Here is a 26,502-nt window from a genome sequence, read left to right as displayed (position 1 = left end):
CCCTATCGTGCAGGGCGGCCCCGGAGGCAAGAGTTCCCGGTGGAGAGTTGCCCGTCCGCGCCCGATACTCGGGAGGTGTCCGAGGACTGGATCCTGCACGTCGACCTCGACCAGTTCATCGCGGCCGTCGAGGTGGCCAGGCACCCTGAGCTGCGTGGACGTCCGGTCGTCGTCGGCGGGACGGGTGATCCGACGCAGCGCGCGGTGGTCGCGACCGCGTCCTACGAGGCGCGCGAGTTCGGGATCCAGTCCGGCATGCCGCTGCGGACAGCCGCCAAGCGCTGCCCTGACGCGGTGTTCCTGCCGGTGGACAAGCCCGCCTACGAAGAGGTGTCCGAGCGGGTGATGGCGGTCCTGCGGGGATTCCCGGTGGTCGTCGAGGTGCTGGGCTGGGACGAGGCGTTCATCGGCGCGACCACCGAAGACCCCGAGGCGCTGGCCGCGGAGCTGCGCCGCGCCGTGGCCGAGGGCACCGGACTGTCATGTGCGGTCGGCATCGGCGACAACCGGCTGCGGGCCAAGACCGCGACCGGGTTCGCCAAGCCCGGCGGGATCTACCGGCTGACTCAGGACAACTGGTCCGAGGTCATGGACGCGCGTCCCACGGACGCCCTGCCCGGCATCGGGCGCAAGACGGCGAAGAAGCTCGCCGAGCTGGGCGCGGCGACCGTGGGCGAGCTGGCCGCCCGCGATCCGAAGGAGCTGGCTGAGCGGTTCGGGCCGACGATGGGGCCGTGGTACCGGTTGCTCGCGCTCGGCTACGGCGACCGCGAAGTGACCGCCACGCCGTACGTCCCGCGTTCCCGCAGCCGCGAGACGACCTTCCAGCAGAACCTGACGGATCCGGCGGAGATCTCGCGCGAGGTCGCCGCCCTGGCGCGTCGCGTCGCCGAGGACGTGGTCGCCGAAGGACGTCCCGCGGCCCGCGTCGCGGTGAAGGTCCGATTCGCGCCCTTCGTGACGCAGACCCGCAGCATCACCCTCGACGCCCCGACGAGTGACGCGGACGTGGTGGAGCGGGCGGCGCTGGCCGTGCTCGGCCTTTTCGAGGACAGCCGCCCGGTGCGGTTGCTCGGTGTTCGCGCCGAATTCCCGGCGTAATTTGCCGGTGTTTGTCGGATTTGCACGGAAAAGGTCACCGCTTCGAGTGGTTGCCGGGCGCGTGCCGAAATAGGGTTTGCGCATGGCAGAGTCGTCATCCGGGACGCGTCAGCGCCTCACGTCCGACCAGCGGAACTCCTTCATCGCCGCGGTGCTCGGCTGGACGATGGACGCGTTCGACTATTTCATCGTCGTCTTCGTCTACGCCGACATCGCGAAGAGCTTCGGCATGCAGAAGGCCGACGTCGCCTTCATCACGACCGCCACGCTCATCATGCGCCCGGTGGGGGCGTTGCTGTTCGGGCTGTGGGCGGACCGCGTCGGCCGCCGTGTCCCGCTGATGGTGGACGTCGTGTTCTACTCGATCGTCGGGTTCCTGTGCGCGTTCGCGCCCAATTTCACGGTGCTGCTGGTCCTGCGTTTGCTGTACGGGATCGGCATGGGCGGGGAATGGGGGCTCGGCGCCGCTCTCGCGATGGAGAAGATTCCGGTGAAACGCCGGGGATTCTTCTCCGGAATGCTCCAGGAGGGCTATTCCTTCGGTTATCTGCTGGCTTCGCTCGCGTCGCTGGTCGTGCTCGACTGGGCGGGCCTGTCGTGGCGCTGGCTGTTCGCGCTCAGCATCATCCCGGCGTTGATCAGCCTCATCATCCGGGCGCGCGTGAAGGAATCGGAGGTGTGGGAGACCGCGCGGCAGAAGATGCGCGTGACCCGCACGTCGGTGAGGGACATCCTGCTGGACCCGAAGATCATCCGCCGGTTCGTGTACCTGGTGCTGCTGATGACCGCGTTCAACTGGATGAGCCACGGCACGCAGGACGTGTACCCGACGTTCCTGTCCGCGCACACCTCCGGTGGTGCGGGGCTCAGCACGACGACGGCGACGTGGATCGCGGTCGTCTACAACATCGGTGCGATCATCGGTGGTCTCGTGTTCGGCTCGCTGTCCGAGCGGTTCGGGCGGCGCTACACGATCGCGTTCTGCGCGGTGCTGGGCCTGCCGATCGTGCCGCTGTTCGCGTTGTCCAAGACCGCGGCGCTGCTGTGCCTGGGGTCGTTCCTGATGCAGGTCATGGTGCAGGGCGCGTGGGGCGTGATCCCGGCGCACCTGACGGAGATGTCGCCGGACGCGATCCGCGGGTTCTACCCCGGTGTGACGTACCAGCTGGGCAACTGCCTCGCCGCGTTCAACCTGCCCATCCAGGAGAGCCTCGCCGAGCACCACGGTTACCCGTTCGCCCTCGTCGCGACGATCATCCCCGTGCTGGTGGTGGTGACGGTGCTGACGTTGCTGGGCAAGGAGGCGAAGGGGATCGCCTTCGGCACCGACCGCACGGCCACGACGCCCGCGGCGAGCGGCGAAGGGTAGTTCGGGGCCGCCGCACGACTTAGGGTTCGGTCATGGATGCGACGGCGACGGAGCTGGCGGCGAAGGTCCGGACGGGCGAGCTCGACCCCGTGCGGTTGACGGAACAGGTGCTGGCGGGGATCGACGCGGCGGACCGGGTCGTGGGTGCGTTCCGGACGGTGCGCGCGGAGGCGGCGCTGGCCGAGGCGCGGGCGCTGGTGGGACGGCCGGATCTCGCGGAGCTGCCGTTGGCCGGGGTGCCGGTGGCGGTCAAGGACGTCACGGAGATCGCCGGCGAGTACGCGTCGTGGGGTTCGGCCGCCACGGAGGCGCGACCGTCCACTTCGGACTCGGAGGTGGTGGCGCGGCTGCGGGCGGCGGGTGCGGTGCTGGTCGGCCTGACGCGGGTGCCGGAGCTGTGCGTGTGGCCGATGACCGATTCGCCGGCCGGGATCGCGCGGAACCCGTGGCAGCCGGAGTACACGGCGGGCGGTTCGTCGGGTGGCAGTGCGGCGGCGGTGGCGGCGGGCCTGGTGCCGGTGGCGCACGGGACGGACGGGCTGGGTTCGGTGCGCCTGCCGGCGGCGATGTGCGGGCTCGTGGGGATCAAGCCGGGGCGGGGGCCGTTGACGGAGCCGGGGTGGTACGGGATGTCGGCGCACGGCAGCCTCGCGACGACGGTGGCGGATGCGGCGTTGTTGTTGTCGGTGCTGGCGGGGCAGCCGGAGTGGGCGCGGGTGGGTGAGCCGGGCCGGTTGCGGGTCGCGGTGTCGACGGAGGTGCCGTTGACGCACGCCCCGGTGCCGAAGCCGCTGCGTGACGCGGTGGACCGGACCGCGGACGTCCTCGCGGCAGCAGGCCACACCGTCGAGCGGGCGACGCCGGATTACGGGTTGGAAGCAACGCTGGGCATCCTCGCGCGGTGGTTCGCGGGCCCGTCCGTACAGGCGGATGACCTGGAGCGGGCGCGTTTGCAGCCGCGGACGCGAACGCACGTCCGGGTGGGCAGGGCGCTGCGGACGGCGGGCCTGATCCGCGAGGGCACGGTGCAACGGTGGATGAGGCGAGCGGAGCAGTTCTTCGGCCGGTACGACGTGTTGCTGACCCCGACGCTGGCAGCGCTGCCCCCGAAGGCCACCCGCTGGCACGAACGGTCGTGCGCCGCCAACGCGCTGCCCTCGGTGCGGTTGGCGCCGTTCGCGGGCCTGTGGAACCTGGCCGGCTACCCGGCGATGTCACTCCCGGCGGCCCGCCACCCGAACGGGCTGCCCCTAGGAGTCCAGTTGGTCGCCCCGCCAACAGCAGAGCCGCGGCTGCTGGCGCTGGCCGCCCAGGTGGAGGCCCTGAACCCCTGGCCACGCCTACCCCAGGCGGGGTCCCGGTAGGGGGGCGGAGGCGGGCCGGGCTTCGGCGGGCTGGGTTCGGCGGGCGGGGCTGGGCGGGCTCGGACTGGGGCTGCGGCGGACGGGCGGGCGGCGGCTCGGTAGGGGCCGGGGCCGGGGCTGCGGCGGCTTCGGGCCTGGAAGGGGCTTCGGCGGGCTGGGTTCGGCGGCCTGGTGCCTGGTAGGGCTCTGTGCGAGGCGGCCGAGCCTGGTAGGGGCTGGCGGGGGCTGCGGCGGCCCCGGGCCTGGAAGGGACTGCGGCGGGCTCGGGCTGGGGCTGCGGCGGGCCGAGGCCGGGTAGGTAGGAGCGGGGTCGGCATCCGGACTGAGGCCCGGCTCGATCCGAGCAGCTGTAGCCGGGGCGATAGGGCCGGACGGGCCGACACCAGGCCTGGTGAAGCGACTTCAGCTTCGCCCCGTGGCGTAGACGTGCGTCCGCCGCGGCTGCGGCCGATAGACCAGTAGCCACAGGCTCGGGAGCTGGCTCAGCCCGCGGGCTTCCACCCCGGCAGTAGCCGGTGAAGCGGGTAACGCGCAGGCTGGGCAGGCACGTCGACCTTGGTGGGCCCGCACCCGAAGGCGGCCGGTAGGGCCATAGCGCGCACTCGAAAGGCGGACTGGCTCAACCGCTTCCGCCCCGGCAGTTGCCTGTAGGCCGGTCGTGCGCGCTCGAAAGGCGGACTGGCTGATGGCTTCCGCCCCGGCAGTTGCCTGCAGGCCGGTCGCGCGCTCGGAAGGCAGGGCCCGCCTGCGGTTACTTGCGCTTTGAGGTGGCGGGCTCGACCGGCTGCTGCGCGGGCTTGGTCGGCGGCAGGGCGGGCTTGGTCGGCGCTGCCGAATCCTGCCCGTTACCCGGGTTCCGCTTGCTCGGCTGAGGCAGCGGCGCGTGCGGCGAGGCGCCCTGACCGGATCCCGCGCCTCCGGCAGGCGCCGCCTGCTGCGCGGATGTCGCGCCGCCCGCGCTGGCCTGCTGCGCGGAAGCTGCCGAGGTCTGCGGTCCAGTGCTTCCCGCACTCGCCTGCTGTCCGGAACCGGTAGCGGTCTGCTGTCCGCCGCCCTGGGCACCCGTCGGCTGCGGGTTGGTTGCCGCCGCCTGCTGTCCCGCGCCTCCCGCGCTCGCCTGCTGTCCCGAAGGCGCCGAACTCTGCCGCCCACTCCCAGCCGAAGCCTGCTGCCCGATCCCGGGGGAAGGCTGCTGCCCGCCTACCTGCTGCGTGCTTCCAGCCGAGGCCGGTTGCCCGCTTGCCTGTTGCGCACCTTCAGCCGAGGCCTGCTGCCCGCTCCCACCGGAGGCCTGCTGCCCGCTCCCAGCGGCAGCCTGCTGTCCGCTTCCAGCCAGAGCCTGCTGCCCGCCGCCCGCGGTGCGTGCCGTCCCGGCGGCACTTGCGGTCGCACGTTGCTGCCCGGCCGCCGCCGAACCAGTGCCCGTGGGTGCCACCGGCTGGACCACCTTCGTCGGCTGGGCGAACGACAGCGCGCGGTCGCTGTCTGGAGTCGGGTTGGTGGGAGCGTCGACAGGGGCCGGCCTGGTCATGTCGACCACCGATTCCTCCCGCAGCGGGCTCAGCGACTGGTTGCTCCGCGCCAGCACCTCGTTCGCCTTGCGAAGTCGGGCCACGGCCTGCTCGCTGAGCGAGTTGAGGCGCTGCACCTTGCGGTTCGCCTCGTCCTCGCGCTGTTCCGCCGCTGCCGTCGCTTCGGACACCAGGCGCTTCGCCCGCGCAGTTGCTTCGTCGACGAGGCGCTTCGCCTCCGCCGTCGCCTCGGCGATGCGGCGTTCGGCCTGGTTCTTGCTCGCCGTCTGCTGGTCCGCGATGTGCTTCTCCAGCGCCGCCCGCTGCGCCGCCATCGACGACTCGAACTCGTGCTCGATCGTGCGCCGCTTGCGTTCCGCTTCGATGTCCAGCGCGGTCCGGCGTCGAGCCGCTTCCGTCGTCAGCTTCTGCACCTCGAGCTTCGTCGCGTCGAGTGCGTTCTTGTGCTCGGCCTCCAACGCCTCCGCGTGCGACTCCAACGCGCTGATCAGCTTCTGGTACCGCTCCCGCAGCCTGCTCGACATGTCCGTGCTGGACGCCCAGTGCTCTTCGGCCGCGACCTGCGCCCGGCTCACGATCTCCTCGGCGCGCGCGTTCGCCAGTTCGACCGTGCGCTGCATCCGCTCGTCGAGGTCCTCGATCCGCTCCGGCGGCCGCTTCAGCTCCTCGACCCGGTTGCGCAACCGCTGGATCTCGCCCCGCGCGCTCTCCAGTTCCCGCGACAGCGTGTTCGCCTGGACCATCGCCGCGTCCCGATCGGCCATGACCCGCCGCAGGTGCGACTCGACGTGGTCCAGGTACTGCAACACCTGGCCGCGGTCGAAACCGTGCCACACCTGGTTGTAGTCACGCTTCAGCGGGAGCAGGGCGTTGTCGCGCTCGGGAACCATGTCAAAGAAGGTACCCGCGCACGCCGTGTTAACGCCGTCAGGTCAGTGCGTGTCCGCGCCGGAGCTCTCACCCGTTCGTGGCCTCCAGTGTGGACTCACCAGTGGAAGCCGCGTGTCAGCTTGATCAACCGCGTGGCGGCCTTCGACAAATGGCGTTCCCCCTTCCCGAGCTTGATCTCGCCCGTGCCTCCGGCCGCGGCCGAGTCGGGGAAAATGCGGAACCCCTCGTAGGCCACGGCATCCACCAGCCCCGGCAGGAACGTGTACGCCGCCTGGATCAGGTACCCCTCGGGAGTACCGATGTGCTTCGGTCGTTCCTTGAGCGCCCTGACCACCATGTCCGCCGCCTGGCTGGGGGATTTGGTGGGGAAGGCGTCGTAGATCTTCGTGGGCCGGATCATCGGCGTGCGCACCAATGGCATGTGGATCGTGGTGAACGTGATGCCGTCACCGTGGGTCTCGGTCGCCGCGATCTTGCTGAAGTAGTCCAGCGCCGCCTTCGACGCCACGTAGGCGGAGAAGCGGGGCGCGATCCCCTGCACGCCGATGGACGAGACGTTGACGATGTGCCCGAACTTGCGCTCCGACATGTGAGGCAGTACCGCCAGGATGAGCCGCACGGCGCCGAAGTAGTTGATGGCCATCGCGCGCTCGTAGTCGTGGAACCGGTCGTAGGAGAGCTTGATCGACCGGCGGATCGAGCGCCCCGCGTTGTTGACGACCATGTCGATCCGGCCGTGCTCGTCGAGGATCTGCTTGACGAGCTTCGTCACCGACTCCGGGTCGGTGAGGTCCGCCGGGTACACCGAGGCGCTGCCGCCCGCTGCGATAATCTCGTCGCGTACTTCCTCCAGCTCGTGCTGCCGTCGCGCGACCAGCAAGGGCACCGCCCCCTCGGCCGCGACCTTCAGCGCCGTCGCTCGCCCGATGCCCGAGGACGCGCCGGTGATGATGATGCGCCGGCCGTCGAGCTCGCCGCGGCTGCCGTGTACCCGCGCGCGGAACGGATCGAGGTGTTCGCGCCAGTACCGCCACAACACGTCCGCGTAATCCTCGAGCCGCGGCACCTCCACCCCGCTGCCCGCAAGTTCCTTTCGAGTCGCGGCGGATGCGAACACCGACGGGAACGCGATCATCTCCAGCAGCACGGGCGGAATGCCGAGGCGGGCGAGGAAGCCGTCGCGTACCAGGGACACTCCAGGCACGTGCTCGCTGAGCTTCACCAGTCGGAGGATGCCCTTGGACACTCGCTCGTCGAGCTGCACGTTGATCGTCGGTGCGCCGGCCGCGCGGGCGAAGGCGTTGTAGACCGACACCACCGGCTGCGGTTCGGGGCTGACGAGGTGGAACGTGCACCCGTCGAGGTTCGGCTTGGTCACCAGCGCGACGAGTGCCTTCGCGACGTAGTCGACCGGGACGATGTTGGTGTCCCCGAGATCCGGACCGACGAGCGGCACGTTAGGCAGCCGGTTGAGCTTGTCGATGGCGGTGAACAGGTAGTAGGGACCATCCACTTTGTCCATCTCGCCGGTCTCGGAGTGCCCGACCACGATCGCCGGCCGGTAGACCCGCCACGGCACCTCGTGCTGGTGGCGCACGAGCCGCTCGGCCTCGAACTTCGTCCGGTGGTAGGCACTGGGCAGGCGCTGGCCGACGTCGAACATGTCCTCGGTGAAGACGCCCTCGTGGTCACCCGCGACCGCGACGGACGACACGTGGTGCAGACAACCGACCCTCAGGTCGGCGGCGAGGTCGAGCACTGTGCGCGTCCCGTCCACATTGGCCCGGATACTGGCTTCGTCGTCGGCGGTGATGTCGTACAGCGCGGCGAGGTGCACCAGGTGGTCGACGCGGCCGCGCAGCTTGTCCCGCACCTCGTCGTCGACCCCCAGCCGTTCCATCGACAGGTCGCCGGTCACCAGCGTTACCTTCTCCGGATGCGGCCACGTGGAGATGAGGTTCTCGAGCCGCTCGCGCGAGGACGCGCGCACCAGGAGCTGGACGTGCTCGGTGTCGTCCCGGTCGAGCAGGAGCCGGGTGAAGTGACGACCGATCAGGCCGGTCGCGCCGGTCACGAGATAGCCGGGCATCTGGCCACCCTTCGTCGCTTGCGTGCAGAACCTGTGGGCATTGTGCTCGCCCTGTCGGGTGAGAACCACCGTCACGCCCCGCTGTTACCTGATCAGCCCTGTAACGGGCGGATGATCTCGTCGACCACCCACTGCGCGACCCCCGCGGCATACGGGGCGCGCAGCCCCAGCACGACGTGGCCCACGCCGACTTCGGCGAGCGCTTCGACCGTCTTCCGGGTGGCCGCAGGCTCCTCGTAGGAGACGATGCACTGCACCGAGCGTTCGATCTCCGCGGGATCGCGGCCGAGGTCGTGGCAGTACTGGTCGAGCTTTCGCGAGCGCTCCGCGACGAACTCCACGGTGTTGTGCGGCGGGCCGGGGACGTTCCAGATGTCGGCCTGCTCGGCGACCAGTCGCAGCATCCGATCACCCCAGCCACCGAGCAGCAACGGTGGGGCCGGCTGCTGGACCGGTTTGGGCTGATTGCGGTTGCCCTGCACCTTGTAGTACTGACCGGAGAAGTCGAAGACGTCCTCGGTCCACATCCGCCTGATGATTTCGATCGTCTCCGCGAGCCGCGCGATGCCTTCCCCGGGCGGCACGAGCGAAAGGCCGTAGGCCGCGTACTCCGCTATCGCCGGGTTCTGGCCGGAGATACCGCCGGCTCCGGCTGGTTGATGGGTGCCGCCCACGCCGAGACCCATGACGAGCCTGCCCCCGGAGATGACGTCGACGGTGGTGGCGATCTTGCCCAGTACCGCGGGCGCGCGGACTCGGGCACTGGTCACGAGCAGACCAAGGCGGAGGCGCTCGGTCTGGGCGGCCAGTGCGGACAGCAGCGTCCAGCCCTCCAGCACCTGGCCGTCAGGTGGCCCGGCCAACGGCAGGAAGTGGTCCCATAACCACGCGTCGTCGATCTCCCGCAGTCCGTCGGCCTCCTGCCACACACGCCGGATCTCTTCGTACCCCACGTGCATGGGGCTTGTCTTGATGCCGAATCTCATGTCGTCACTGTAGCAGATAATCAGTGGTGCTGACCATCAGTTCGTCTGGTATAGTTCTGGGCATGCTGGAGTCGCCTCCTGAACCGTTGCTTTCGCGGGTGGGTTACCTGCTGAAACACGCCCAACTGCGGTTGAGTGCGGCGATCGCGGAAGCGCTTGCGCCGTTCGGGATCGACGGGCGGGGGTTGGCCGTCCTGCTCGTGCTTTCGACGGAGTACCCGATGTCGCAGCTGGAGGCCGCGGGCCGGCTGAACGTGGACCGCACCACGATGGTGGCGCTGATCGATGGATTGGAGGACAAGGGTTACGTCGTTCGTCGGCGCAGCACTGAGGATCGCCGCAAGAATGTCGTGGAGCTGACTGATTCGGGCCGGGATTGTCTGCACCGGGCCGAGGAAGCGCGGGCGCGGGTGGAGCGCCGCTTCCTCGCGCCGATCGGGCAGGAAGGTGCGGACCGGCTGATCCGCGACCTGCAGGTACTGCTGACCAGTGGCGACGTGGAAGGGGGAGGTGATCGCGAGGAGGCTTGAGTGGGGTGCGCGTGGAAGCGGGGGGCGGCGGAGTTGCGCGGGTGAAGGGGTGCTTGGGAGGGAGTTGCTGGGGATCGGGGCGAGTGATGGGGGCTTGCCAGGCGACTGGGGTGATTGGTGCGGGCTGCTGGGGGTGGCCGGCGTGGCTGGCATGGGGCCGGGTGGGTGGCCGGGGTGCGTGGGAGAGGGCTGCGGGGCGCGGATGAATGGCAGGGGCTACCGCGGTGACCGGCGTGAACGACGCCGCGCTGCTGGGTCGCTGGCGTCCGGCGGGGAGTAACCGGGTGGCCGAGATGGCCTGGCGGGGTACCTGGGGTGAGGCCGCTGACTGAGCGGTGGGGCTTGGAGTTGGCCGTGGGTGGGCAGTGTGGGGCCGCCGGGCTGTGGGTGAGGTGGCGGCTGGTCGGGTGGTGAGACGTGGGCTGGGCGCGGGCGGCCTCGCCGGTGGGCAGTAGCGTCCGGTGGGCCGTTGGCGGAATTCGGTAAAGTTTTCTTTACTCGACGGGAACTGCTCGGCGGCCTCCGCCGTTGAACCCGATGCAGGTGCCAGGAGATCCAGGAGGATCAAGGTGCGTTCCACAAGCAACCCCGCGTTCCGTCGCTTGCCCGTGGGCAACGGCGCGGGCTACGGCCAGTACGGGCCGAACGTAGGCTTCAACCAGCCGCAGGGCGGTATTCCCGGCTACGGTGCCCCGCAGGCGCCCGCCGGTGCGGGCGACCGCCCGATGACGGTGGACGACGTCGTCATCAAGACCGGGCTCTCCCTCGCTACCGCGCTCGTCACAGGCATTCTCACGGCGATCTGGGCCCAGGGGCAGGCCGACGCCAGGGCGCTGGGCCCGGTGCTCGGCGTGATGCTGGTCGCCATGCTCGTCGGCTTCGGGCTGTCGCTGGTGATGATCTTCCGGCAGAAGCCCAGCGGTCCGATGACGCTGCTGTACTCGGCGGCCGAAGGTGTGTTCCTCGGAGCGATCACCGGCCTGTTCGAGATGATCTACCCGGGGATCGCGCTGCAGGCCATCCTCGGCACCGCGGGCGTGTTCATCGCGATGCTGGTGGTCTACAAGACCGGCGCGGTGAAGGTGACGCCGAAGCTCACCAAGTGGATCATCGGCGCCACCGCGGGTGTCGTCATCCTGATGCTCGCCAACCTGCTGCTCTCGCTGTTCGGCGTGAACATGGGGCTGCGGGACGGCGGTGCGCTGGCGATCATCTTCAGCCTCGTGGTGATCGGCATCGCGGCGTTCAACTTCCTGCTCGACTTCGACATGGCCGACCGGATGATCCGCGAAGGCATGCCCTCGAAGTGGGCCTGGTTCGCCGCCTTCGGCCTGATGACCACGCTGGTGTGGCTGTACCTCGAGATCCTGCGGCTGCTGTCGTACCTGCAGAACGACTGACGTTCCCACCCCTCAGAGGCAGAGGACGCTCGGTGACCGACCGAGCGTCCTCTGTTGTTTTTCCGGTGAATTCGGCTGTTCCTGCCTGCCGCTGCGATCACGCAGTGTTAGATGCGGAGGTAACGAACTCGTTTTTCACCTTTGTGAGGTTTGTGTGAGCGTTCCCCCGCAGTCGGGGTCCGAGAACCAGCCGAATCCCTCGGCGCCGCAGTCCGGCGCCAACCCCTATGCGGCGCCAGGCGGGCAGCAGCCGGATCCTGGGCAGCCGTTCGGCCAGCAGGCGCCGGGGCAGCAGTCCGGCGGCCAGCCCTTCGGGCAGCAGCCGCCTGGCCAGGTGCCTCCCGCCCAGCAGCCCGGAGCCCCGTTGCCCGGTGGTTACGTCCCGGGCGGACAAGCCTCTGGTGGGCAGGTCACCGGCAGCCAGGTCCCAGGTGGGCAGATTTCGGGTGGACAGGCCCCTGGCGGTCAGGTTTCGGGGGGCCAGGCCTCCGGTGATCACCTTCCCGGCGGCCAGGGGTCCGGCAGTCAGGTTCCCGGTGGTCAGGTTCCGGGGGGTCAGGTCCCTGGCGGCCAGGCCTTCGGTGGGCAGGTCACCGGCAGCCAGATCCCCGGCGGCCAGCAGGCCGGAGGCCACGGCCCCGCCGGACAGGTTCCCGGCGGCCAGCTTCCTCCCGGCCAGCCGTACGGGCCTCCGCCGGGGCAGCCCGTGGGCTACCCGCCCGCGCCCGGGGCGTTCGGGCCGCCGCCCGGCGTGCCGGTCGAGCCGCGGAAGCGGAGCAAGCTGTTCTGGCTCCGGTTCGCGATCCCGGTGGTCGTGCTGGTCGTCGCCGCGCTGGGCGTGTTCGGCGTGTTCAAGTCCGATGTGGACCGTGCCGCGGTGGGCGACTGCCTGAACGTCAAGGAGTTCAAGGACAGGGTCGAGCCCGCGAAGGTGGACTGCGGCGACCAGGCCGCGAACGTCAAGGTCGGCGTGCGGCTGGACGACGACAACGCCAGCTGCCCGGCCGGCGACTACGATGAATACTCCGTCAGCGGTCGCGGCTCGTACAAGCTCTGCCTCATGCTCAACGCCCGCGAAGGTGAGTGCCTCGCCAACTTCTCCAGCCTCACCCAGGGCTACAAGCGGGTGAACTGCGGAGACCCGGCGGCCGAGGTCAAGATCGTGCGGGTGGCCGACGGCAAGGCGGACGACTCCGCCTGCCAGGGGACCGACGCCCGCGCCGCGATCACGTACTCCCAGCCCGCGACGACCGTCTGCCTGGCCGAGAGCACCCCGGCGTGACGTCGCTGGGGCACCCGCGGGGAGGTGCCCCACTGGCGGGACGCCAGCTCAGCCGGTGGGGCACCTGCGGGGAGGTGCCCCACCGGGTGGTCGTCAGCTGAGGTGATGCGGCAGCTGCGGGGAAGCGGTCCATCGACGAGACGTCAGGTGGGGTGCCGGGGCGCTTGCGGGGAAGCGGCCGACCGATGGGACGCCTGGTCAGATGGTGCGGCACCTGCGGAAACCGCCCCAGCGACCGGGCGCCCAGCCGAGGTACCGGGGCACCTCCCGAGGAAACCGCCCCCCGACCGGACGCCCAGCCGACGTGCCGGGGTACCCCGAGGAAACCGCCCCGCCGGCCGGACGCCCAGCCGACGTGCCGGGGCACCCCCCGCCGGGAGGTGCCCCACCGCACCTCAGCTCAGGCGCTCCAGCACCATCGCCATGCCCTGGCCGCCTCCGACGCACATCGTCTCCAGGCCCCACTGCTTGTCGTGGTGCTGCAGGGAGTTGATGAGCGTCGACGTGATGCGGGCGCCGGTCATGCCGAACGGGTGGCCGACCGCGATCGCGCCGCCGTTGACGTTCAGCTTCTCGATGTCGATCCCGAGGTCCTTGTACGACGGGATGACCTGCGCCGCGAACGCCTCGTTGATCTCCACCAGGTCGATGTCGTCGATCGTCAGGCCGGCCTTCGCCAGCGCCTTCTTCGACGCCTCGACCGGGCCGTACCCCATGATCTCCGGCGACAGGCCCGACACCCCGGTCGACACGACGCGCGCGAGCGGCGTCAGGCCCAGTTCCTTCGCCTTCGTGTCGGACATGACCACCAGCGCCGCCGCACCGTCGTTGAGGGGGCAGCAGTTGCCCGCCGTGACGCGGCCGTCCGGGCGGAACACCGGCTTGAGCCCGGACACGCCCTCCAGCGTCACCCCCGGGCGGGGACCGTCGTCCTTGCTGACGACCGTGCCGTCCGGCAGCGTGACCGGCGTGATGTCCTTCGCCCAGAAACCGTCCGCGATGGCCTTCTCGGCGAGGTTCTGCGACCGCACCCCGAACTCGTCCATCTCCTCGCGCGACACGTTCTTCAGCCGCGCCAGGTTCTCCGCCGTCTGGCCCATCGCGATGTAGACGTCGGGCACCTGGCCGTTCTCACGCGGGTCCACCCACGTGTCGCTGCCCTCGGCGGCCGTCTTGGCGGTGCGGGCCTCGGCCTCGGCGAACAGCGGGTTGTGCGTGTCGGGCCACGAGTCCGAGCTGCCTTTCGAGAACCGCGACACCGTCTCGACACCCGCCGAGATGAACACGTCACCTTCGCCGGCCTTGATGGCGTGCAGCGCCATCCGCGTGGTCTGCAGGCTCGACGAGCAGTACCGCGTCACGGTGCAGCCGGGCAGGTGGTCGTAACCCAGCTCGACGGCCACCGCGCGGCCCATGTTGAACCCCTGCTCGCCGCCCGGCAGGCCGCAGCCGAGCATCAGGTCGTCGATGTCCTTCGGGTCCAGCTGGGGGACCTTGTCGAGGGCGGCGCGGATCATCTGGACGACCAGGTCGTCCGGCCGCATGCTCACCAGTGAGCCCTTGTTCGCGCGCCCGATGGGCGAGCGGGCGGTCGACACGATGACGGCTTCCGGCATGGCGGGACACTCCTTCGGGTCGGGCTAAGCGCGTGCTTACCCATATCCTGCCCGTTTCCCCTGTGCGGGCAAACCCCAACGCGACGGGGACCACGTAGCCTGACACCCGTGGAGTACTACGAGCACGTCGTCGATCTCGTCGGCAACACCCCGCTGGTCAAGTTGAACGCGCTCACCGAAGGGCTGCAGCCGCTCGTGCTGGCCAAGGTCGAGTACCTCAACCCCGGTGGCAGTGTGAAGGACCGCATCGCGCTGCGCATGGTCGAGGCCGCCGAGGCGTCCGGGCAGCTCAAGCCGGGTGGCACGATCGTCGAACCGACCTCCGGCAACACCGGGGTCGGGCTGGCGATGGTCGCCCAGCGCAAGGGCTACCAGTGCGTGTTCGTGTGCCCGGACAAGGTCAGCGAGGACAAGCGCAACGTCCTCAAGGCCTACGGCGCCCGCGTCGTGGTCTGCCCGACGGCCGTGCCGCCGGAGCACCCCGACTCCTACTACTCGGTCTCCGACCGGCTGGTGCAGGAGATCGAGGGCGCCTGGAAGCCCAACCAGTACGCGAACCCGGAGAACCCGGCGAGCCACTACCACTCGACGGGCCCGGAGATCTGGCGGCAGACCGAAGGCCGCATCACGCACTTCGTCGCCGGCGTCGGCACGGGCGGCACGATCTCCGGCACCGGCCGCTACCTCAAGGAGGTCTCCGACGGGAAGGTCGCCGTCGTCGGCGCCGACCCGGAGGGCTCGGTGTACTCGGGCGGGACCGGCCGGCCGTACCTCGTGGAGGGCGTCGGCGAGGACTTCTGGCCCGAGACCTACGACCGGAACATCGCCGACGAGATCATCGCGGTCTCGGACGCGGAGTCCTTCGACATCACGCGCCGGCTCGCGCTGGAAGAGGGGCTGCTCGTAGGCGGCTCGTGCGGGATGGCGGTCGCGGCGGCGCTGCGGCTGGCGAAGCGCCTCGGCCCGGAGGACGTCGTGGTGGTGCTGCTGCCCGACGGCGGCCGCGGCTACCTCGGCAAGGTGTTCAACGACCAGTGGATGTCGTCGTTCGGCTTCCTCTCGCCCGACACCTCGGGCGCCACGGTCGGCGACGTGCTGCGGGCGAAGACCGGAGCGCTGCCGGACCTCGTGCACACGCACCCGAACGAGACCGTGGCGGAGGCCGTCGCGATCCTGTCGGAGTTCGGCGTGAGCCAGATGCCCGTGGTGAGCGCGGAACCGCCGGTGATGGCCGCCGAGGTCGTCGGGTCCGTCATCGAGCGGGACCTGCTGGAGGCGCTGTTCACCGGCAAGGCCAACCTCGCCGACCGGCTGGAGCAGCACATGTCACCGCCGCTGCCGACGATCGGCGCCAGCGAGCAGGTCGGGGCCGCGATGAAAGCGCTTTCGGGCGCGGACGGGGCGCTCGTGCTGCTGGACGGCAAGCCGGCGGGTGTGGTGACCCGGCACGATTTGCTGGGATTCCTCGCGGGCCGGCGCGGGTAGATTTATCGTCCTTTTCGTCCGGGGCGTTACGAGCACCGCACCCGGCCATCCGATAGCGTGTGCCGCCAGAGCACATCCAGCCTTATCAAGGGGGTTACAGGCCCACATGAGCGCTCCGCAGCCGCCGAACCAGCCTTGGGGTGGCGGGCAACAGCCGCCTCAGGGACCGCCGAGCGGTCCTCAGCCGCAACAAGACAGTCCTTTCGGCTCGTCGGAGCCGACCCAGGTGGTGCAGCCCGGTCAGCAGCCGGGCGGCCAGTTCGGCGAGACCCCGGAGCCGACGCAGGTCGTGCAGCCCGGCCAGCCCGCCGAGCAGGGCGAAGGCGGCGGGGGTGCCGCGAACACCGGCGAGCAGGGTGCCTCGGAGTCGACCCAGCTGGTGCCCCCTGGCGTGCAGCCGCCCCCTTCGATCCCCTATGCCCCGCCGCCGAGCGCGGCCGACAACCCCGGTGCCTTCGGGCAGCAGCCGGGCGGCTTCGGCCAGCCGGGTGGCTTCGGGCAGCCGCCGCAGGGCTTCGGCCAGCAGCAGCCGGGTCCGTACGGCCAGCCGCCGCAGGGCTTCGGCCAGCCGGGCGGGTTCGGCGGTCCGCCGCCGGGTTACGGCTCGCCGTACGGCGCGCCCGCCGGTGGCGGCGGCAACCAGCAGCAGCTGTTCGGCTGGATCGCCGCGGGCATCGTCGGCGTGCTCGGCCTGATCGGCGCCATCCTCGCCTTCACCATGATGGGTGACCTGGGTGGCAGCGGGTCGAGTGACGCCGTGGCGCAGTGCGAGGCGCAGATCCGGCAGATGGGCGGCGACCCGAGCCTGTGCCAGCAGGCGGCGGACTCGGCCAGCTCGGACTCGGACGGGCAGGTGACCCAGGCCTGGATCTACGTCATCCTGATGGCGCTCGGCGGCCTCGCCGGCGTCGCCGGTGCGGTGCTGCTGTTCCTGAAGAACAAGCTTTCGTCGTACCTGGTCCTCGCCGGTGGTGCGCTGCTGTTCATCGGTGCGCTCATCTTCCTGATCGCGCTGGGCAGCGGCTGGACCCGGGTGGTGTTCGAGCTGATCTTCGGCATCGTGCTCGCCGCGGTCGGGGTGCTGGCGGTGCTGCCCGCGACGGCGCAGTACGTCGGCCTCGGTGGTCCGTCCGGTCCCGGCGGTGGCCCCGGCGGCTTCGGCGGTCCGCCCGCGGGCGGTTTCCCCGGTCAGCAGCAGCCCGGTCCGTACGGCCAGCCCGCTCAGCCCAACCCCTACGGTCCGCCGAGCGGCGGCTTCGGCCAGCCGGCGCCGTACGGTCAGCAGCCGGGTGGGCAGGCGCCCGCCAGCGGCGGGTTCCCGCAGCCGCCGAACCCCTACGGGCAGCAGCCCGGTCCGTACGGGCAGCCCGGGCAGCCCGGCCCCTACGGCCAGCCGCCCCAGCAGCCCGGCCAGCCGCCGCAGCAGCCCTGGTGACCGGCTGAAACCACTCCGATGCCCCCGGCTACCGCAGCCGGGGGCATCGTCGTCCCCGTCCCCGGAACGCTGCCCCGAACGGACCTCCCGCCGCTAGAGTGTGCGCACCAGCCAGCGCTCGCCATGTGGGGGCACCGTGTCCGACCCGCGCAGTCACCCGGCTCCCGAGCGGCGGCCGAAAGCGACGACGGCGGTGCTCGCCGGGCTCGTCGGGCTGGTGCTCGCCGGGGTGCTCGGCTACCTGCCCGCCGAGTGGTTCATCGACTTCGGGCTCGCCGACCTGCCCAGCCGCACGCAACTCGTGCTCGGCCTGTACCTCCTCGCCGCGGTGCTGCTGCTCCTCGGCGGGCTCGTCACGCTGTTCCGCGTGTTCACTGGCGGCGTGTTGTTGCTGCTCGGCGCGCTCGCCGCGATCGGAGCCGTCGTCGGCGAACCCCTGCTGCTGTTCCCCGGGCAGTTCTCCCAGTTCTTCACGTCGATGTTCCAGTTCGTGCCGGACCAGGCGTTCGTGCGGGTCGCCGCGGCGGTCGGCGGACCGGTCCTGCTGGTGTTGTGCGCGGTCCCGGCGACGTTCCGCTACCTCCGGCACCCGGAGCGCAGCGCCTCCCGGCCGGGCTGGTAGGCCATGCGCATGGACGATCGACCTTCCCGCGGCGGCGCCACCGGCATCCCGGCCGCGATCCTCGCCCTGCTCGGCGGCATCTTTCACCTGATCGGTGTCGCCGGTGGGGCGGTGATGCTCGCGGGGGACGACGACCTGGGCCGGGCCCTGCTCACGTTCCTGCTGCACGTCGTCGTCGCGGCCGTGTTGATCACGGGCGGGGTGGGGCTGATTCTCGCCAAACCGTTCGGCCGCGTGTGCACCATCGCCGGGGCGGTCCTCGCGTTGCTGTTGTACGTATCGGTGCTGGTACTGGGCGCGCTCGGGGTCTACTTCCTCGGGCTGGCCGACCGCACGCTGCCGCTCGGGTACCTCGCGTTGCTGTGCCTGCCGGCGGTCGTGACGCTCGTGCTGGCGAGCCTGCGGCCCACCGCACGGTGGGTCACGAGTGGTTGGTCGTAGCCTGGGCCGTATGGCTGACGAAATCTCCCGGTTCGGCTTCGAGACGCGTGCGATTCACGCTGGTCAGGAGCCCGACCCGCGGACCGGTGCGGTAATCGTGCCGATCTACCAGACCTCGACCTACGCGCAGGACGGCGTCGGCGGCACCCGCGAGGGGGACTACGAGTACTCCCGGACCGCGAACCCGACGCGGACGGCGCTGGAGCAGCAGCTCGCGTCGCTCGAAGGGGCTCGTCACGGGCTCGCGTTCGCGTCCGGGATGGCGGCCACCGACGCGGTGTTGCGCACAACGCTGCGGCCGGGTGACCACCTCGTGCTCGGCAACGACGCCTACGGCGGCACGTTCCGGCTGATCGACAAGGTGCTGACGAACTGGGGCCTGCGCTACACGGTCGCGAACCTGGCCGACATCGACGCCGTGCGTGCCGCGGTCGAGGACGACACGAAGCTCATCTGGTGCGAGACGCCCAGCAACCCGCTGCTCGGCATCGCCGACATTCCCGCGCTGGCGGGCGTCGCACATGCGGCGGGTGCGCGGCTGGTCGTCGACAACACCTTCGCCACGCCGTACCTGCAGACGCCGCTCTCCCTGGGCGCGGACGTCGTCGTGCACTCGACGACGAAGTACCTCGGCGGCCACTCCGACGTCGTGGGCGGCGCGGTGCTGACGAACGAGGACGAGCTGCGGGACCAGCTGTTCTTCCTGCGCAACGGCGCGGGTGCGGTGCCGGGGGCGTTCGACGCGTGGCTCACGTTGCGCGGGGCGAAGACGCTGGCCGTGCGCATGGAACGGCACTGCGACAACGCGGAACGGGTCGTCGAGATGCTGGCCGCTCACCCGAAGGTCGCGGAGGTCTACTACCCGGGGCTGGAGACGCACCCGGGCCACGAGACCGCGGCGAAGCAGATGCGCCGGTTCGGCGGGATGGTCTCGTTCCGGCACGCCGACGGGGAGCAGGCCGCCCTGGACGTCGCGTCGCGGACGAAGCTGTTCATCCTCGCGGAATCGCTCGGCGGGATCGAGTCGCTGATCGAGCACCCGGGCCGCATGACGCACGCGAGCGTGGCGGGCTCGATGCTCCAGGTGCCCGCGGACCTGCTGCGCCTGTCCGTCGGCATCGAGGACGGCCGCGACCTGGTGGAGGACCTGCGCGAAGCGCTGGGCTGACGCGGCCTTCTGTACCGACCGGTTCTTAACTGCTACGGTCTATTCAGTATCGATCGGTACTGAATAGAACCGGAGGCAGCGCATGGGTCAGCTCGCAGGCAAGACCGCCGTCGTGACCGGTGGCGGAACCGGGATCGGACTGGCCACCGCGGTCCGGCTGGCGGCCGAAGGCGCACACGTGTTCGTCACCGGCCGCCGCAAGACCGAGCTCGGTGCCGCCGGGGCCACCGCCGTCGCGGGCGACGTCGCGAACCCGGCCGACCTGGACCGCCTGTACGACGCCGTTCGTGCCCGCGGCCGTGGTCTGGACGTGGTGTTCGCGAACGCCGCCTGGGCCTCGCTCGCGACCTTGGAGCAGGTCAACGCGATCTCGCCGGGACCGATCGACCCCCCCGGGATCACGAGCCTCTTCGGCGAGGACAAGGCGCCCGACGTCAAGGCGCGCCTGGGCGCGGGCGTCGCGATGGGCCGGATGGGGCGGCCGGAGGAGGTCGCCGCGTTCGTGGCGTTCCTCGCCTCCGAGGAGAGCAGTTACGTCTTCGGCGCCAACCTGTACGTCGACGGCGGGGAAAACCAGGTCTAAGGCCGGTAGTTGTTGTACTCGGCGATCTGCCCGGAGGTGTGCTGCGTGACGCGCATCTGCTCCAGCTCGGAGCCGTCCACGCAGCCACCCACCAGTTCGATGTGGTTGTCGTGGCGGATGTACTGCGCCGGGTCACCGCAGGAGGCGCGGTCGACGGTGTAGAACGCGGCGCCCGTGAGCGCCAGTGCCGAGGTGACCGCCGCGACCAGAGGCAGCGCCCCGGCCGAACGAGTGGACCGGCGTGGCACGCCGTCCGTTTCGCTCCGCCTTCGCATCGTTACTCCCTGATTCCCGTCCCGGCCGGCTCCAGGGTACCGAAAGCGCCCGGCCGGGGGTGGCATGATCCCGGTTATGCGTTTGGTGCCCGTGGACCGGATCGAGGAGGCGCGCCGCCTCCTCGAAGGGGTCGTCCGGATGACCCCGATGGAACACGCGCGGGACCTGGAAACGGTTCACGGCACGCCGGTGCACCTCAAGTGCGAGAACCTCCAGCGCACCGGTTCCTTCAAGATCCGGGGCGCCTACACGCGGATCTCCGGGCTGACGGCGGAGGAACGCGGCCGCGGTGTCGTCGCGGCGAGCGCCGGGAACCACGCGCAGGGGGTGGCCCTCGCGGCGTCGTTGCTGGGCATCAAGTCGACGGTCTTCATGCCCACGCGGGTGCCGCTGCCCAAGCTCGCGGCCACGCGCGGCTACGGCGCGGACGTCCACCTGCACGGCGACCTGTTCGACGAGACCCTCGCCGAGGCGATCGCCTTCGCCCAGCACAGCGGGGCGGTGTTCATCCACCCCTTCGACCACGAGGACGTCATCGCCGGGCAGGGCACCGTCGGGCTGGAGGTGCTGGAGCAGGTGCCCGACGTGGGCACGGTCCTGGTGCCGGCGGGCGGGGGCGGGCTGGTGTCCGGGATCGCCGCGGCGGTCAAGGCGCGGCGCCCGGAAACGCGGGTCGTCGGCGTGCAGGCCGAGGGCGCGGCGGCGTACCCCGGTTCCCTCCTCGCGGGCAAGCCCGTCCGGCTGACCGAATCGTCGACGATGGCGGACGGGATCGCGGTCGGCGAACCCGGGGCGCTCACGTTCGAGCACGTCCAGGCGCTGGTCGACGACGTCGTCACGGTGACCGAGGAGTCGCTGTCGCGTGCGCTGCTGCTGTGCCTGGAACGGCGCAAGCTCGTCGTCGAACCCGCCGGCGCCGCCGCCGTCGCGGCGTTGCTGCAGTACCCCGGGGAGTTCACCGGGCCGATCGTCGGCGTGCTGTCCGGCGGCAACGTCGACCCGCTGCTGTTGCTGCAGATCATCCAGCACGGCATGACCGCGGGCGGCCGGTACCTCGCGCTGCGGCTCCGTGTACCGGACCGGCCTGGTGTGCTCGCGTCGGTGCTGTCGCGGATCAGCGAACTGGGCGCGAACGTGCTGGACGTCGAGCACTCCCGCATCTCCGGCGCGCTCGCGCTCGGCGAGGTCGAGGTCGCGCTGAAGCTGGAGACCCGCGGCCCCGAGCACTGCGCCGAGGTCACGGCCCAACTCGAACGCGCGGGCTACACGCTCGCGCTCGAACAGACCTCGTAGGGACACCGACGTGGACGCACTCGACGCGAAACTGCTGCTCCTGCTCACCGACGCGCCCCGGCTCGGGGTGCTGGAATGCGCGCGCCGGCTCGGCGTCGCGCGCGGGACCGTGCAGGCCAGGCTCGACCGGCTGACCGAGCAGGGTGTGCTGGGCGGCTTCCCGCCCGAGGTCGACATGGCGGCGATCGGCTACGGGCTCACCGCGTTCGCCGTCATCGAGATCGCGCAGGGCAGCCGGACCGAGGTCGCGGCGGGGCTCGCCGCCATCGACCAGGTCTGCGAGGCGCACGCGACCACCGGCCAGGGTGACCTGTTCGTGCGGATGGTCGCCAAGGACCACGAGGACCTGCAGCACGTGATCGACCAGGTGGTGGGGCTGCCCGGCGTGCGCCGCACCAACACGTCGCTCGCGCTGACCACGCCGATCCCGCTGCGGGTGCGGCCGCTGCTGGAGCGCATCGCCTACGGCGGCTCCTGACCCCGGGGACGCCGAACGGCCGACGTCCCCGGGAGCGGGAACGCCGGCCGTCCGCAGGTCGTCAGCCGCTGTAGGGGACCGCCTTGAGCAGCGTCACCTTCTGCGTCTTGCCGTTGGGCAGGTCGTACTCACGCGACTCGCCCTCCTTCGCGCCCAGCAGTGCCTTGCCCAGCGGCGACTCGGGGGAGTACACGTCGAGCGCGCCCTCGGCGCCCTCCTCCCGGGTGGCGAGCAGGAACTGCTCCTCGTCGTCATCGCCCTCGTAGCGGACGGTCAGCACCATGCCCGGCTCCGCGATGCCGTCGTTGGCGGGCGGCTCGCCCACCTTCGCGGAGCGCAGCAGCTCCTGCAGGTGGCGGATGCGGGCCTCGGCCTGGCCCTGCTCCTCGCGGGCGGCGTGGTAGCCCCCGTTCTCCTTGAGGTCGCCCTCTTCCCTGCTGTCGTTGATCCTCGCGGCGATGACCGGACGATTCTCGATCAGTTCGTCGAGCTCGTGCTTGAGCCTGTCGAAGGCTTCCTGCGTCAGCCAGGTCACCTGGGTGTCGCTCACGGCCACCATCTCCTCGTCGTGCCTGCCGGGCATGGGTATACAAGCCGGCGGCCCCACCGGGGACGCCGGCGAGGCTGGAATAAAGGAAAAACACGGCCCGTTCGGGCCGTGCCGGTAGACCAGGATAGCACGTGAGGGGGACCGGCGACCGGCCGTTTCGGCGGTCAGCGGGCGTTCGGCGAGGGTTTCACCCCGTTGGCCGCTAGCTGCTTGACAAGTACGACGGTACGTCGTAGGAGCAGCCGAACACGTCCGCGGTGACCGGCCGGTCGATGCTCCGGACGACGGTGGTCTGCCTGCTGTGGTTCTCGCCCGGCGGGATGTAGACCTCTTTCCGCCCGCTTTCGGCACCGGAGAGGTCCCGCAGCCGGACGATGCACACGCCGGCCCGGTCCGGGTCGTCGCGCGTGACGTTGATGGTGATGGACATCGCGTTGCCCGGCTGCTCGTCGAACGCGACGCGGTCGGCCTCGATGGGCGCCGGCCCGAGGTTGACGTAGGCCACCCAGGCGACCACGACACCCGCGACGAGGGCCACCGCGACGAACAACCACCGCCGCCAGCGGGGTGGCGTCGTGCCGCGGGCCTTGCCGTAACGGCCCTCGGGCAGCGCGCGCGTCGTCAAACCCGGGCCTCCTGATCCGAACTGTCGTACCCCCGGGGACAATGGGGGTGGGTCGAGTATCCGTCAGGTCCGGAATAGCGGTGCAGAAGGGGTCGTTGCAGGCATGGTGAACTCTGTTGAACGGATTTCCGAACCGGGTTCCGGCCTGCGGCTGATGGCCGTGCACGCCCACCCAGACGACGAATCGAGCAAGGGCGCCGCCACGATGGCCAAGTACGTGGCCGAGGGCGCCGAGGTGATGGTCGTCAGCTGCACCGGCGGCGAGGCGGGCAGTGTCCTCAACCCCGCGATGGACCGGCCCGAGGTGCGGGAGAACATGGCGCAGCTGCGCCGCGAGGAGATGGCGCGCGCCGCCGAGATCCTGGGCATCAAGCACCACTGGCTCGGTTTCATCGACTCCGGCCTGCCCGAGGGTGACCCGCTGCCGCCGCTGCCGGAGGGTTCCTTCGCGACGGTGCCGCTGGAGGAGCCGGTGCGCGAGCTGGTCATGGTGATGCGCGAGTTCCGCCCGCACGTCGTGCTGACCTACGACGAGAACGGCGGCTACCCGCACCCCGACCACATCCGCACGCACGAGGTGTCGGTCGCGGCGTTCGACGCGGTCGCCGAGCCGGACCGGTTCCCCGAGGCCGGTGAGCCGTGGCAGCCGCTGAAGCTGTACTACATGCACGGCTTCTCGCGGCAGAAGATGCAGCTGTTCCACGACGCGCTGACCGAGGCCGGCCTGGAGTCGCCGTACGCCGAGTGGCTCGAGAAGTGGGACCCGGACCGCGCCGACGTGATGGAGCGGGTCACCACGCGCATCGAGTGCGCCGACTACTTCAAGATCCGTGACGAGGCGCTCAAGGCGCACGCCACGCAGATCGACCCGAACAGCCGCTGGTTCGCCGTGCCGCTGGAGATCCAGCGCCGCGTGTGGCCGACGGAGGAGTACGAGCTGGTCCGCTCTCTTGTGGACAGCACCCTGCCGGAGGACGATTTGTTCGCCGGGGTGAGGGAGAAGGTGACGACGGCATGACTTTCGCTTTGCCAGGCGCGGGCCCGGTCGAGACGACCGCGCTCGTCCTGGCGCAGCAGCCGGGCAACGGTGACAACGGCGGCCAGGGGGAGGACTTCGGCAAGTCCTCCCCGGTGGGTTTCCTGCTCCTGCTGATCTTCCTGGTCGCGGTGGCGTTCCTCGTGCGCTCGATGACCAAGCACCTGAAGCGGGTGCCGGCGAGCTTCGACAAGGAGGAGCCCGCCGAGGAGGAGAAGCCGGAGGCCGAGGCGAAGCAGCCGGAGAAGAGCGAAAGCTCCTGACCCCGCGCGGCCGGCCGGTCCGTGACACCCTGGGGGCATGGCCAACCGACTAGCCGCTGCCACGAGCCCGTACCTGCTCCAGCACGCCGAGAACCCGGTGGACTGGTGGCCGTGGAGCGCCGAGGCGCTCGCCGAGGCCCGCCGCCGGGACGTGCCGATCCTGCTCTCCGTCGGGTACGCGGCCTGTCACTGGTGCCACGTCATGGCCCACGAATCGTTCGAGGACGCCGAAACCGCGCGCCTGATGAACGAGAACTTCGTCAACATCAAGGTGGACCGCGAGGAACGCCCGGACATCGACGCCGTCTACATGACCGCGACGCAGGCCATGACCGGGCACGGCGGCTGGCCGATGACGTGTTTCCTCACCCCCGACGGCGAGCCGTTCCACTGCGGCACCTACTACCCTCCCCAGCCCCGGCCGGGCATGCCGTCGTTCCAGCACCTGCTGGTCGCCGTCGCGCAGGCGTGGCAGGAGCGCCGTGACGAGCTGAAGGCGGGCGCCGGCCAGATCGTCGAGCAGCTGGCGAAGCAGACCGGGCCGCTGCCGGGTGCCGCCGTCGACGAGCGGGTGCTCGCCGAGGCCGTGGAGAAGCTCGACGCGGAAGCCGACCACGAGCGCGGCGGGTTCGGCGGGGCGCCGAAGTTCCCGCCGTCGATGACGCTGGAATTCCTGCTGCGCCACCACGAACGCACCGGTTCGGCGACAGCACTGTCCCTTGTGGAGGAATGCGCCGACGCGATGTCGCGCGGTGGCATGTACGACCAGCTCGCCGGTGGCTTCGCGCGGTACTCGGTGGACGCGGACTGGGTCGTGCCGCACTTCGAAAAGATGTTGTACGACAACGCTTTGCTGCTGCGGGTGTACGCGCACCTGGCGCGGCTGACCGGGTCCGCCCGCGCGCTCGCGGTGGCCAGGACGACGGGCGAGTTCCTGCTCGACCAGCTCGGTACCGAGGAGGGCGGGTTCGCCGCCTCGCTCGACGCGGACACGCTCGGCGAGGAAGGGCTGACGTACGTCTGGACGCCGCAGCAGCTGCGGGAGGTGCTGGGCGAGGACGACGCGGAGTGGGCGGCCTCGCTGTTCGAGGTGACCGAGACCGGGACCTTCGAGCACGGCAGGTCGGTGCTGCAGCTGCGCCGCGACCCCGACGACCCGGAGCGGTTCGAGCGCGTGCGTGCGGCGTTGCTCGCCGCCCGCGGCCTCAGGCCGCAGCCGGGCCGCGACGACAAGGTGATCGCCTCCTGGAACGGGCTGGCGATCACGGCGTTGTGCGAGGCGGGAGCGGCGCTGAACGAACCGCGCTGGATCGAGGCGGCGGACCGGGCGGCGAGCGCGATCCTCGACCTGCACGTGCTCGACGGGCGTTTGCGCCGCAGCTCCCGCGGCGGACAGGTCGGTGAGGCGGCCGGGGTGCTGGAGGACTACGCGTGCCTGGCCGACGGCCTGCTCGCACTGCACCAGGCGACCGGTGACCCGCGCTGGCTCGACGAAGCCGTGCAGCTGCTGGACGTCGCGTTGGCGAGGTTCGCGTCCGACGCACCAGGCGCCTACCACGACACGGCCGATGACGCGGAAACGTTGGTGCAGCGGCCTTCCGACCCCACGGACAACGCCAGCCCGTCGGGCGCCTCGGCGCTCGCGGGCGCGCTCGTCACGGCCTCGGTCCTCGTCGGCCCCGAGCGCTCGGCGCGGTACCGGGAGGCGGCCGAGGCGGCGCTGAACCGGGCGGGCCAGCTCGTCGCGAAGGTGCCGCGGTTCGCGGGGCACTGGCTTTCGGTGGCCGAGGCGCTCGTCACGGGCCCGGTTCAGGTGGCCGTCGTCGGGCTCGACCCCGAGGCGTGGTCGGAGCTGCGGACCACGGCGGCGCAGCTCGTGCACGGCGGCGGCGTGGTGCTGGCGGGTCAGCCGGACAGCGCGCCGTTGCTGGCCGACCGCCCGCTCGTGGAGGGGGCCGCGGCCGCGTACGTGTGCCGGGGTTACGTGTGCGAGCGCCCGGTGACGACGCCTGACGAACTGGAGGCGGCGCTAGTACTCCAGCCGCACTTCGTGATCTTGTTCTGATAGTTTTTGATCTTGTGTGGGT

General features: G+C 70.8%; 24 protein-coding genes. 17 read left to right on the top strand and 7 right to left on the bottom strand.

Going from position 1 to position 26,502, the window contains the following annotated elements; translation table 11 throughout:
- Nucleotides 1–75: 75 nt before the first annotated feature.
- The 3 genes from ABFX51_RS10300 to ABFX51_RS10290 all read left to right on the top strand — a co-directional run bounded on the left by ABFX51_RS10300 (nt 76) and on the right by ABFX51_RS10290 (nt 3,834).
- On the top strand, nt 76–1,101 hold the full coding sequence (locus ABFX51_RS10300) for a DNA polymerase IV (protein ID WP_091516940.1): 1,026 nt from the start codon (nt 76–78) through the stop codon (nt 1,099–1,101).
- Between the two features lie 82 nt (nt 1,102–1,183).
- Nucleotides 1,184–2,470, top strand: a complete 1,287-nt coding sequence (locus ABFX51_RS10295; protein WP_091516937.1) for an MFS transporter — start codon at nt 1,184–1,186, stop codon at nt 2,468–2,470.
- A 32-nt stretch (nt 2,471–2,502) separates the two neighbouring features.
- Nucleotides 2,503–3,834: an amidase family protein gene (locus tag ABFX51_RS10290; RefSeq protein WP_346053587.1), complete on the top strand. Its 1,332-nt coding sequence runs from the start codon at nt 2,503–2,505 to the stop codon at nt 3,832–3,834.
- Between the two features lie 751 nt (nt 3,835–4,585).
- Here the strand turns inward: ABFX51_RS10290 and ABFX51_RS10285 are convergent.
- From ABFX51_RS10285 to ABFX51_RS10275, 3 genes are all read right to left on the bottom strand, one after another.
- Nucleotides 4,586–6,256: a cell division protein DivIVA gene (locus ABFX51_RS10285; protein WP_245783448.1), complete on the bottom strand. Its 1,671-nt coding sequence runs from the start codon at nt 6,254–6,256 to the stop codon at nt 4,586–4,588.
- A gap of 95 nt (nt 6,257–6,351) precedes the next feature.
- The gene (locus ABFX51_RS10280; RefSeq protein WP_091516933.1) at nt 6,352–8,346 is read right to left on the bottom strand and encodes an SDR family oxidoreductase; all 1,995 of its coding nucleotides are present in this window, start codon (nt 8,344–8,346) and stop codon (nt 6,352–6,354) included.
- A gap of 92 nt (nt 8,347–8,438) precedes the next feature.
- The gene (locus ABFX51_RS10275; protein WP_218153615.1) at nt 8,439–9,332 is read right to left on the bottom strand and encodes an LLM class flavin-dependent oxidoreductase; all 894 of its coding nucleotides are present in this window, start codon (nt 9,330–9,332) and stop codon (nt 8,439–8,441) included.
- Nucleotides 9,333–9,394: 62 nt separating this feature from the next.
- Between ABFX51_RS10275 and ABFX51_RS10270 the strand changes: the two genes are divergently transcribed.
- The 3 genes from ABFX51_RS10270 to ABFX51_RS10260 all read left to right on the top strand — a co-directional run bounded on the left by ABFX51_RS10270 (nt 9,395) and on the right by ABFX51_RS10260 (nt 12,544).
- Nucleotides 9,395–9,862, top strand: coding sequence for a MarR family winged helix-turn-helix transcriptional regulator (locus ABFX51_RS10270; protein WP_091516929.1), 468 nt, complete (start codon nt 9,395–9,397; stop codon nt 9,860–9,862).
- A gap of 569 nt (nt 9,863–10,431) precedes the next feature.
- Nucleotides 10,432–11,262: a Bax inhibitor-1/YccA family protein gene (locus ABFX51_RS10265; protein ID WP_091516927.1), complete on the top strand. Its 831-nt coding sequence runs from the start codon at nt 10,432–10,434 to the stop codon at nt 11,260–11,262.
- A gap of 706 nt (nt 11,263–11,968) precedes the next feature.
- Nucleotides 11,969–12,544, top strand: a complete 576-nt coding sequence (locus ABFX51_RS10260; protein ID WP_091516922.1) for an LppU/SCO3897 family protein — start codon at nt 11,969–11,971, stop codon at nt 12,542–12,544.
- A 395-nt stretch (nt 12,545–12,939) separates the two neighbouring features.
- Here the strand turns inward: ABFX51_RS10260 and ABFX51_RS10255 are convergent, their stop codons facing one another.
- Complete coding sequence (locus tag ABFX51_RS10255; RefSeq protein WP_091516920.1) at nt 12,940–14,160, bottom strand: acetyl-CoA C-acetyltransferase; 1,221 nt, start codon at nt 14,158–14,160, stop codon at nt 12,940–12,942.
- Between the two features lie 108 nt (nt 14,161–14,268).
- On the opposite strand from ABFX51_RS10255, the gene ABFX51_RS10250 reads away from it, so the two are divergent.
- From ABFX51_RS10250 to ABFX51_RS10225, 6 genes are all read left to right on the top strand, one after another.
- Complete coding sequence (locus ABFX51_RS10250) at nt 14,269–15,645, top strand: cystathionine beta-synthase (protein ID WP_346053586.1); 1,377 nt, start codon at nt 14,269–14,271, stop codon at nt 15,643–15,645.
- A gap of 106 nt (nt 15,646–15,751) precedes the next feature.
- On the top strand, nt 15,752–17,080 hold the full coding sequence (locus ABFX51_RS10245; protein WP_091516916.1) for a hypothetical protein: 1,329 nt from the start codon (nt 15,752–15,754) through the stop codon (nt 17,078–17,080).
- Nucleotides 17,081–17,216: 136 nt separating this feature from the next.
- Nucleotides 17,217–17,702, top strand: a complete 486-nt coding sequence (locus ABFX51_RS10240) for a hypothetical protein (protein WP_091516914.1) — start codon at nt 17,217–17,219, stop codon at nt 17,700–17,702.
- 9 nt (nt 17,703–17,711) lie between these two features.
- Nucleotides 17,712–18,143 carry a hypothetical protein gene (locus ABFX51_RS10235; protein ID WP_177229014.1) on the top strand — a complete coding sequence of 144 codons (432 nt, stop codon included), beginning with the start codon at nt 17,712–17,714 and terminating at the stop codon, nt 18,141–18,143.
- Between the two features lie 10 nt (nt 18,144–18,153).
- Nucleotides 18,154–19,311, top strand: coding sequence for a cystathionine gamma-synthase (locus ABFX51_RS10230; protein ID WP_091516910.1), 1,158 nt, complete (start codon nt 18,154–18,156; stop codon nt 19,309–19,311).
- A gap of 82 nt (nt 19,312–19,393) precedes the next feature.
- Nucleotides 19,394–19,894, top strand: a complete 501-nt coding sequence (locus ABFX51_RS10225) for an SDR family NAD(P)-dependent oxidoreductase (protein ID WP_346053585.1) — start codon at nt 19,394–19,396, stop codon at nt 19,892–19,894.
- Here ABFX51_RS10225 and ABFX51_RS10220 read toward each other — a convergent pair.
- Entirely contained in the window at nt 19,891–20,169 is a 279-nt protein-coding gene (locus ABFX51_RS10220) for a hypothetical protein (RefSeq protein WP_091516907.1), read from the bottom strand. The two genes, ABFX51_RS10225 and ABFX51_RS10220, sit on opposite strands and share 4 nt — an antisense overlap.
- Before the next feature lie 76 nt (nt 20,170–20,245).
- On the opposite strand from ABFX51_RS10220, the gene ilvA reads away from it, so the two are divergent.
- Nucleotides 20,246–21,463: a threonine ammonia-lyase gene (gene ilvA / locus ABFX51_RS10215; protein ID WP_346053584.1), complete on the top strand. Its 1,218-nt coding sequence runs from the start codon at nt 20,246–20,248 to the stop codon at nt 21,461–21,463.
- Nucleotides 21,464–21,473: 10 nt separating this feature from the next.
- Complete coding sequence (locus ABFX51_RS10210; protein ID WP_091516903.1) at nt 21,474–21,941, top strand: Lrp/AsnC family transcriptional regulator; 468 nt, start codon at nt 21,474–21,476, stop codon at nt 21,939–21,941.
- Nucleotides 21,942–22,002: 61 nt separating this feature from the next.
- Here the strand turns inward: ABFX51_RS10210 and greA are convergent, their stop codons facing one another.
- Together greA and ABFX51_RS10200 are read right to left on the bottom strand one after the other, a co-directional pair.
- Complete coding sequence (greA, locus tag ABFX51_RS10205; RefSeq protein ID WP_091516958.1) at nt 22,003–22,500, bottom strand: transcription elongation factor GreA; 498 nt, start codon at nt 22,498–22,500, stop codon at nt 22,003–22,005.
- A gap of 193 nt (nt 22,501–22,693) precedes the next feature.
- Entirely contained in the window at nt 22,694–23,116 is a 423-nt protein-coding gene (locus ABFX51_RS10200) for a DUF4307 domain-containing protein (protein WP_091516900.1), read from the bottom strand.
- 103 nt (nt 23,117–23,219) lie between these two features.
- Between ABFX51_RS10200 and mca the strand changes: the two genes are divergently transcribed.
- Genes mca through ABFX51_RS10185 form a run of 3 tightly spaced genes read left to right on the top strand, consistent with a single transcriptional unit; the run spans nt 23,220 to nt 26,480 of the window.
- Nucleotides 23,220–24,134 carry a mycothiol conjugate amidase Mca gene (gene mca / locus ABFX51_RS10195; RefSeq protein ID WP_091516897.1) on the top strand — a complete coding sequence of 305 codons (915 nt, stop codon included), beginning with the start codon at nt 23,220–23,222 and terminating at the stop codon, nt 24,132–24,134.
- Nucleotides 24,131–24,415 carry a hypothetical protein gene (locus tag ABFX51_RS10190; RefSeq protein ID WP_091516894.1) on the top strand — a complete coding sequence of 95 codons (285 nt, stop codon included), beginning with the start codon at nt 24,131–24,133 and terminating at the stop codon, nt 24,413–24,415. Before mca ends, ABFX51_RS10190 begins: the two co-directional genes overlap by 4 nt.
- Before the next feature lie 37 nt (nt 24,416–24,452).
- The gene (locus tag ABFX51_RS10185; RefSeq protein WP_346053583.1) at nt 24,453–26,480 is read left to right on the top strand and encodes a thioredoxin domain-containing protein; all 2,028 of its coding nucleotides are present in this window, start codon (nt 24,453–24,455) and stop codon (nt 26,478–26,480) included.
- Nucleotides 26,481–26,502: the final 22 nt, after the last annotated feature.

The organism is Amycolatopsis dongchuanensis, from assembly GCF_039542405.1.
Lineage (GTDB): Bacteria > Actinomycetota > Actinomycetes > Mycobacteriales > Pseudonocardiaceae > Amycolatopsis_E > Amycolatopsis_E sacchari.
The sequence above is the reverse complement of the archived record's forward strand: the minus strand, read 5'-3'. Positions and strand labels throughout refer to the sequence as shown.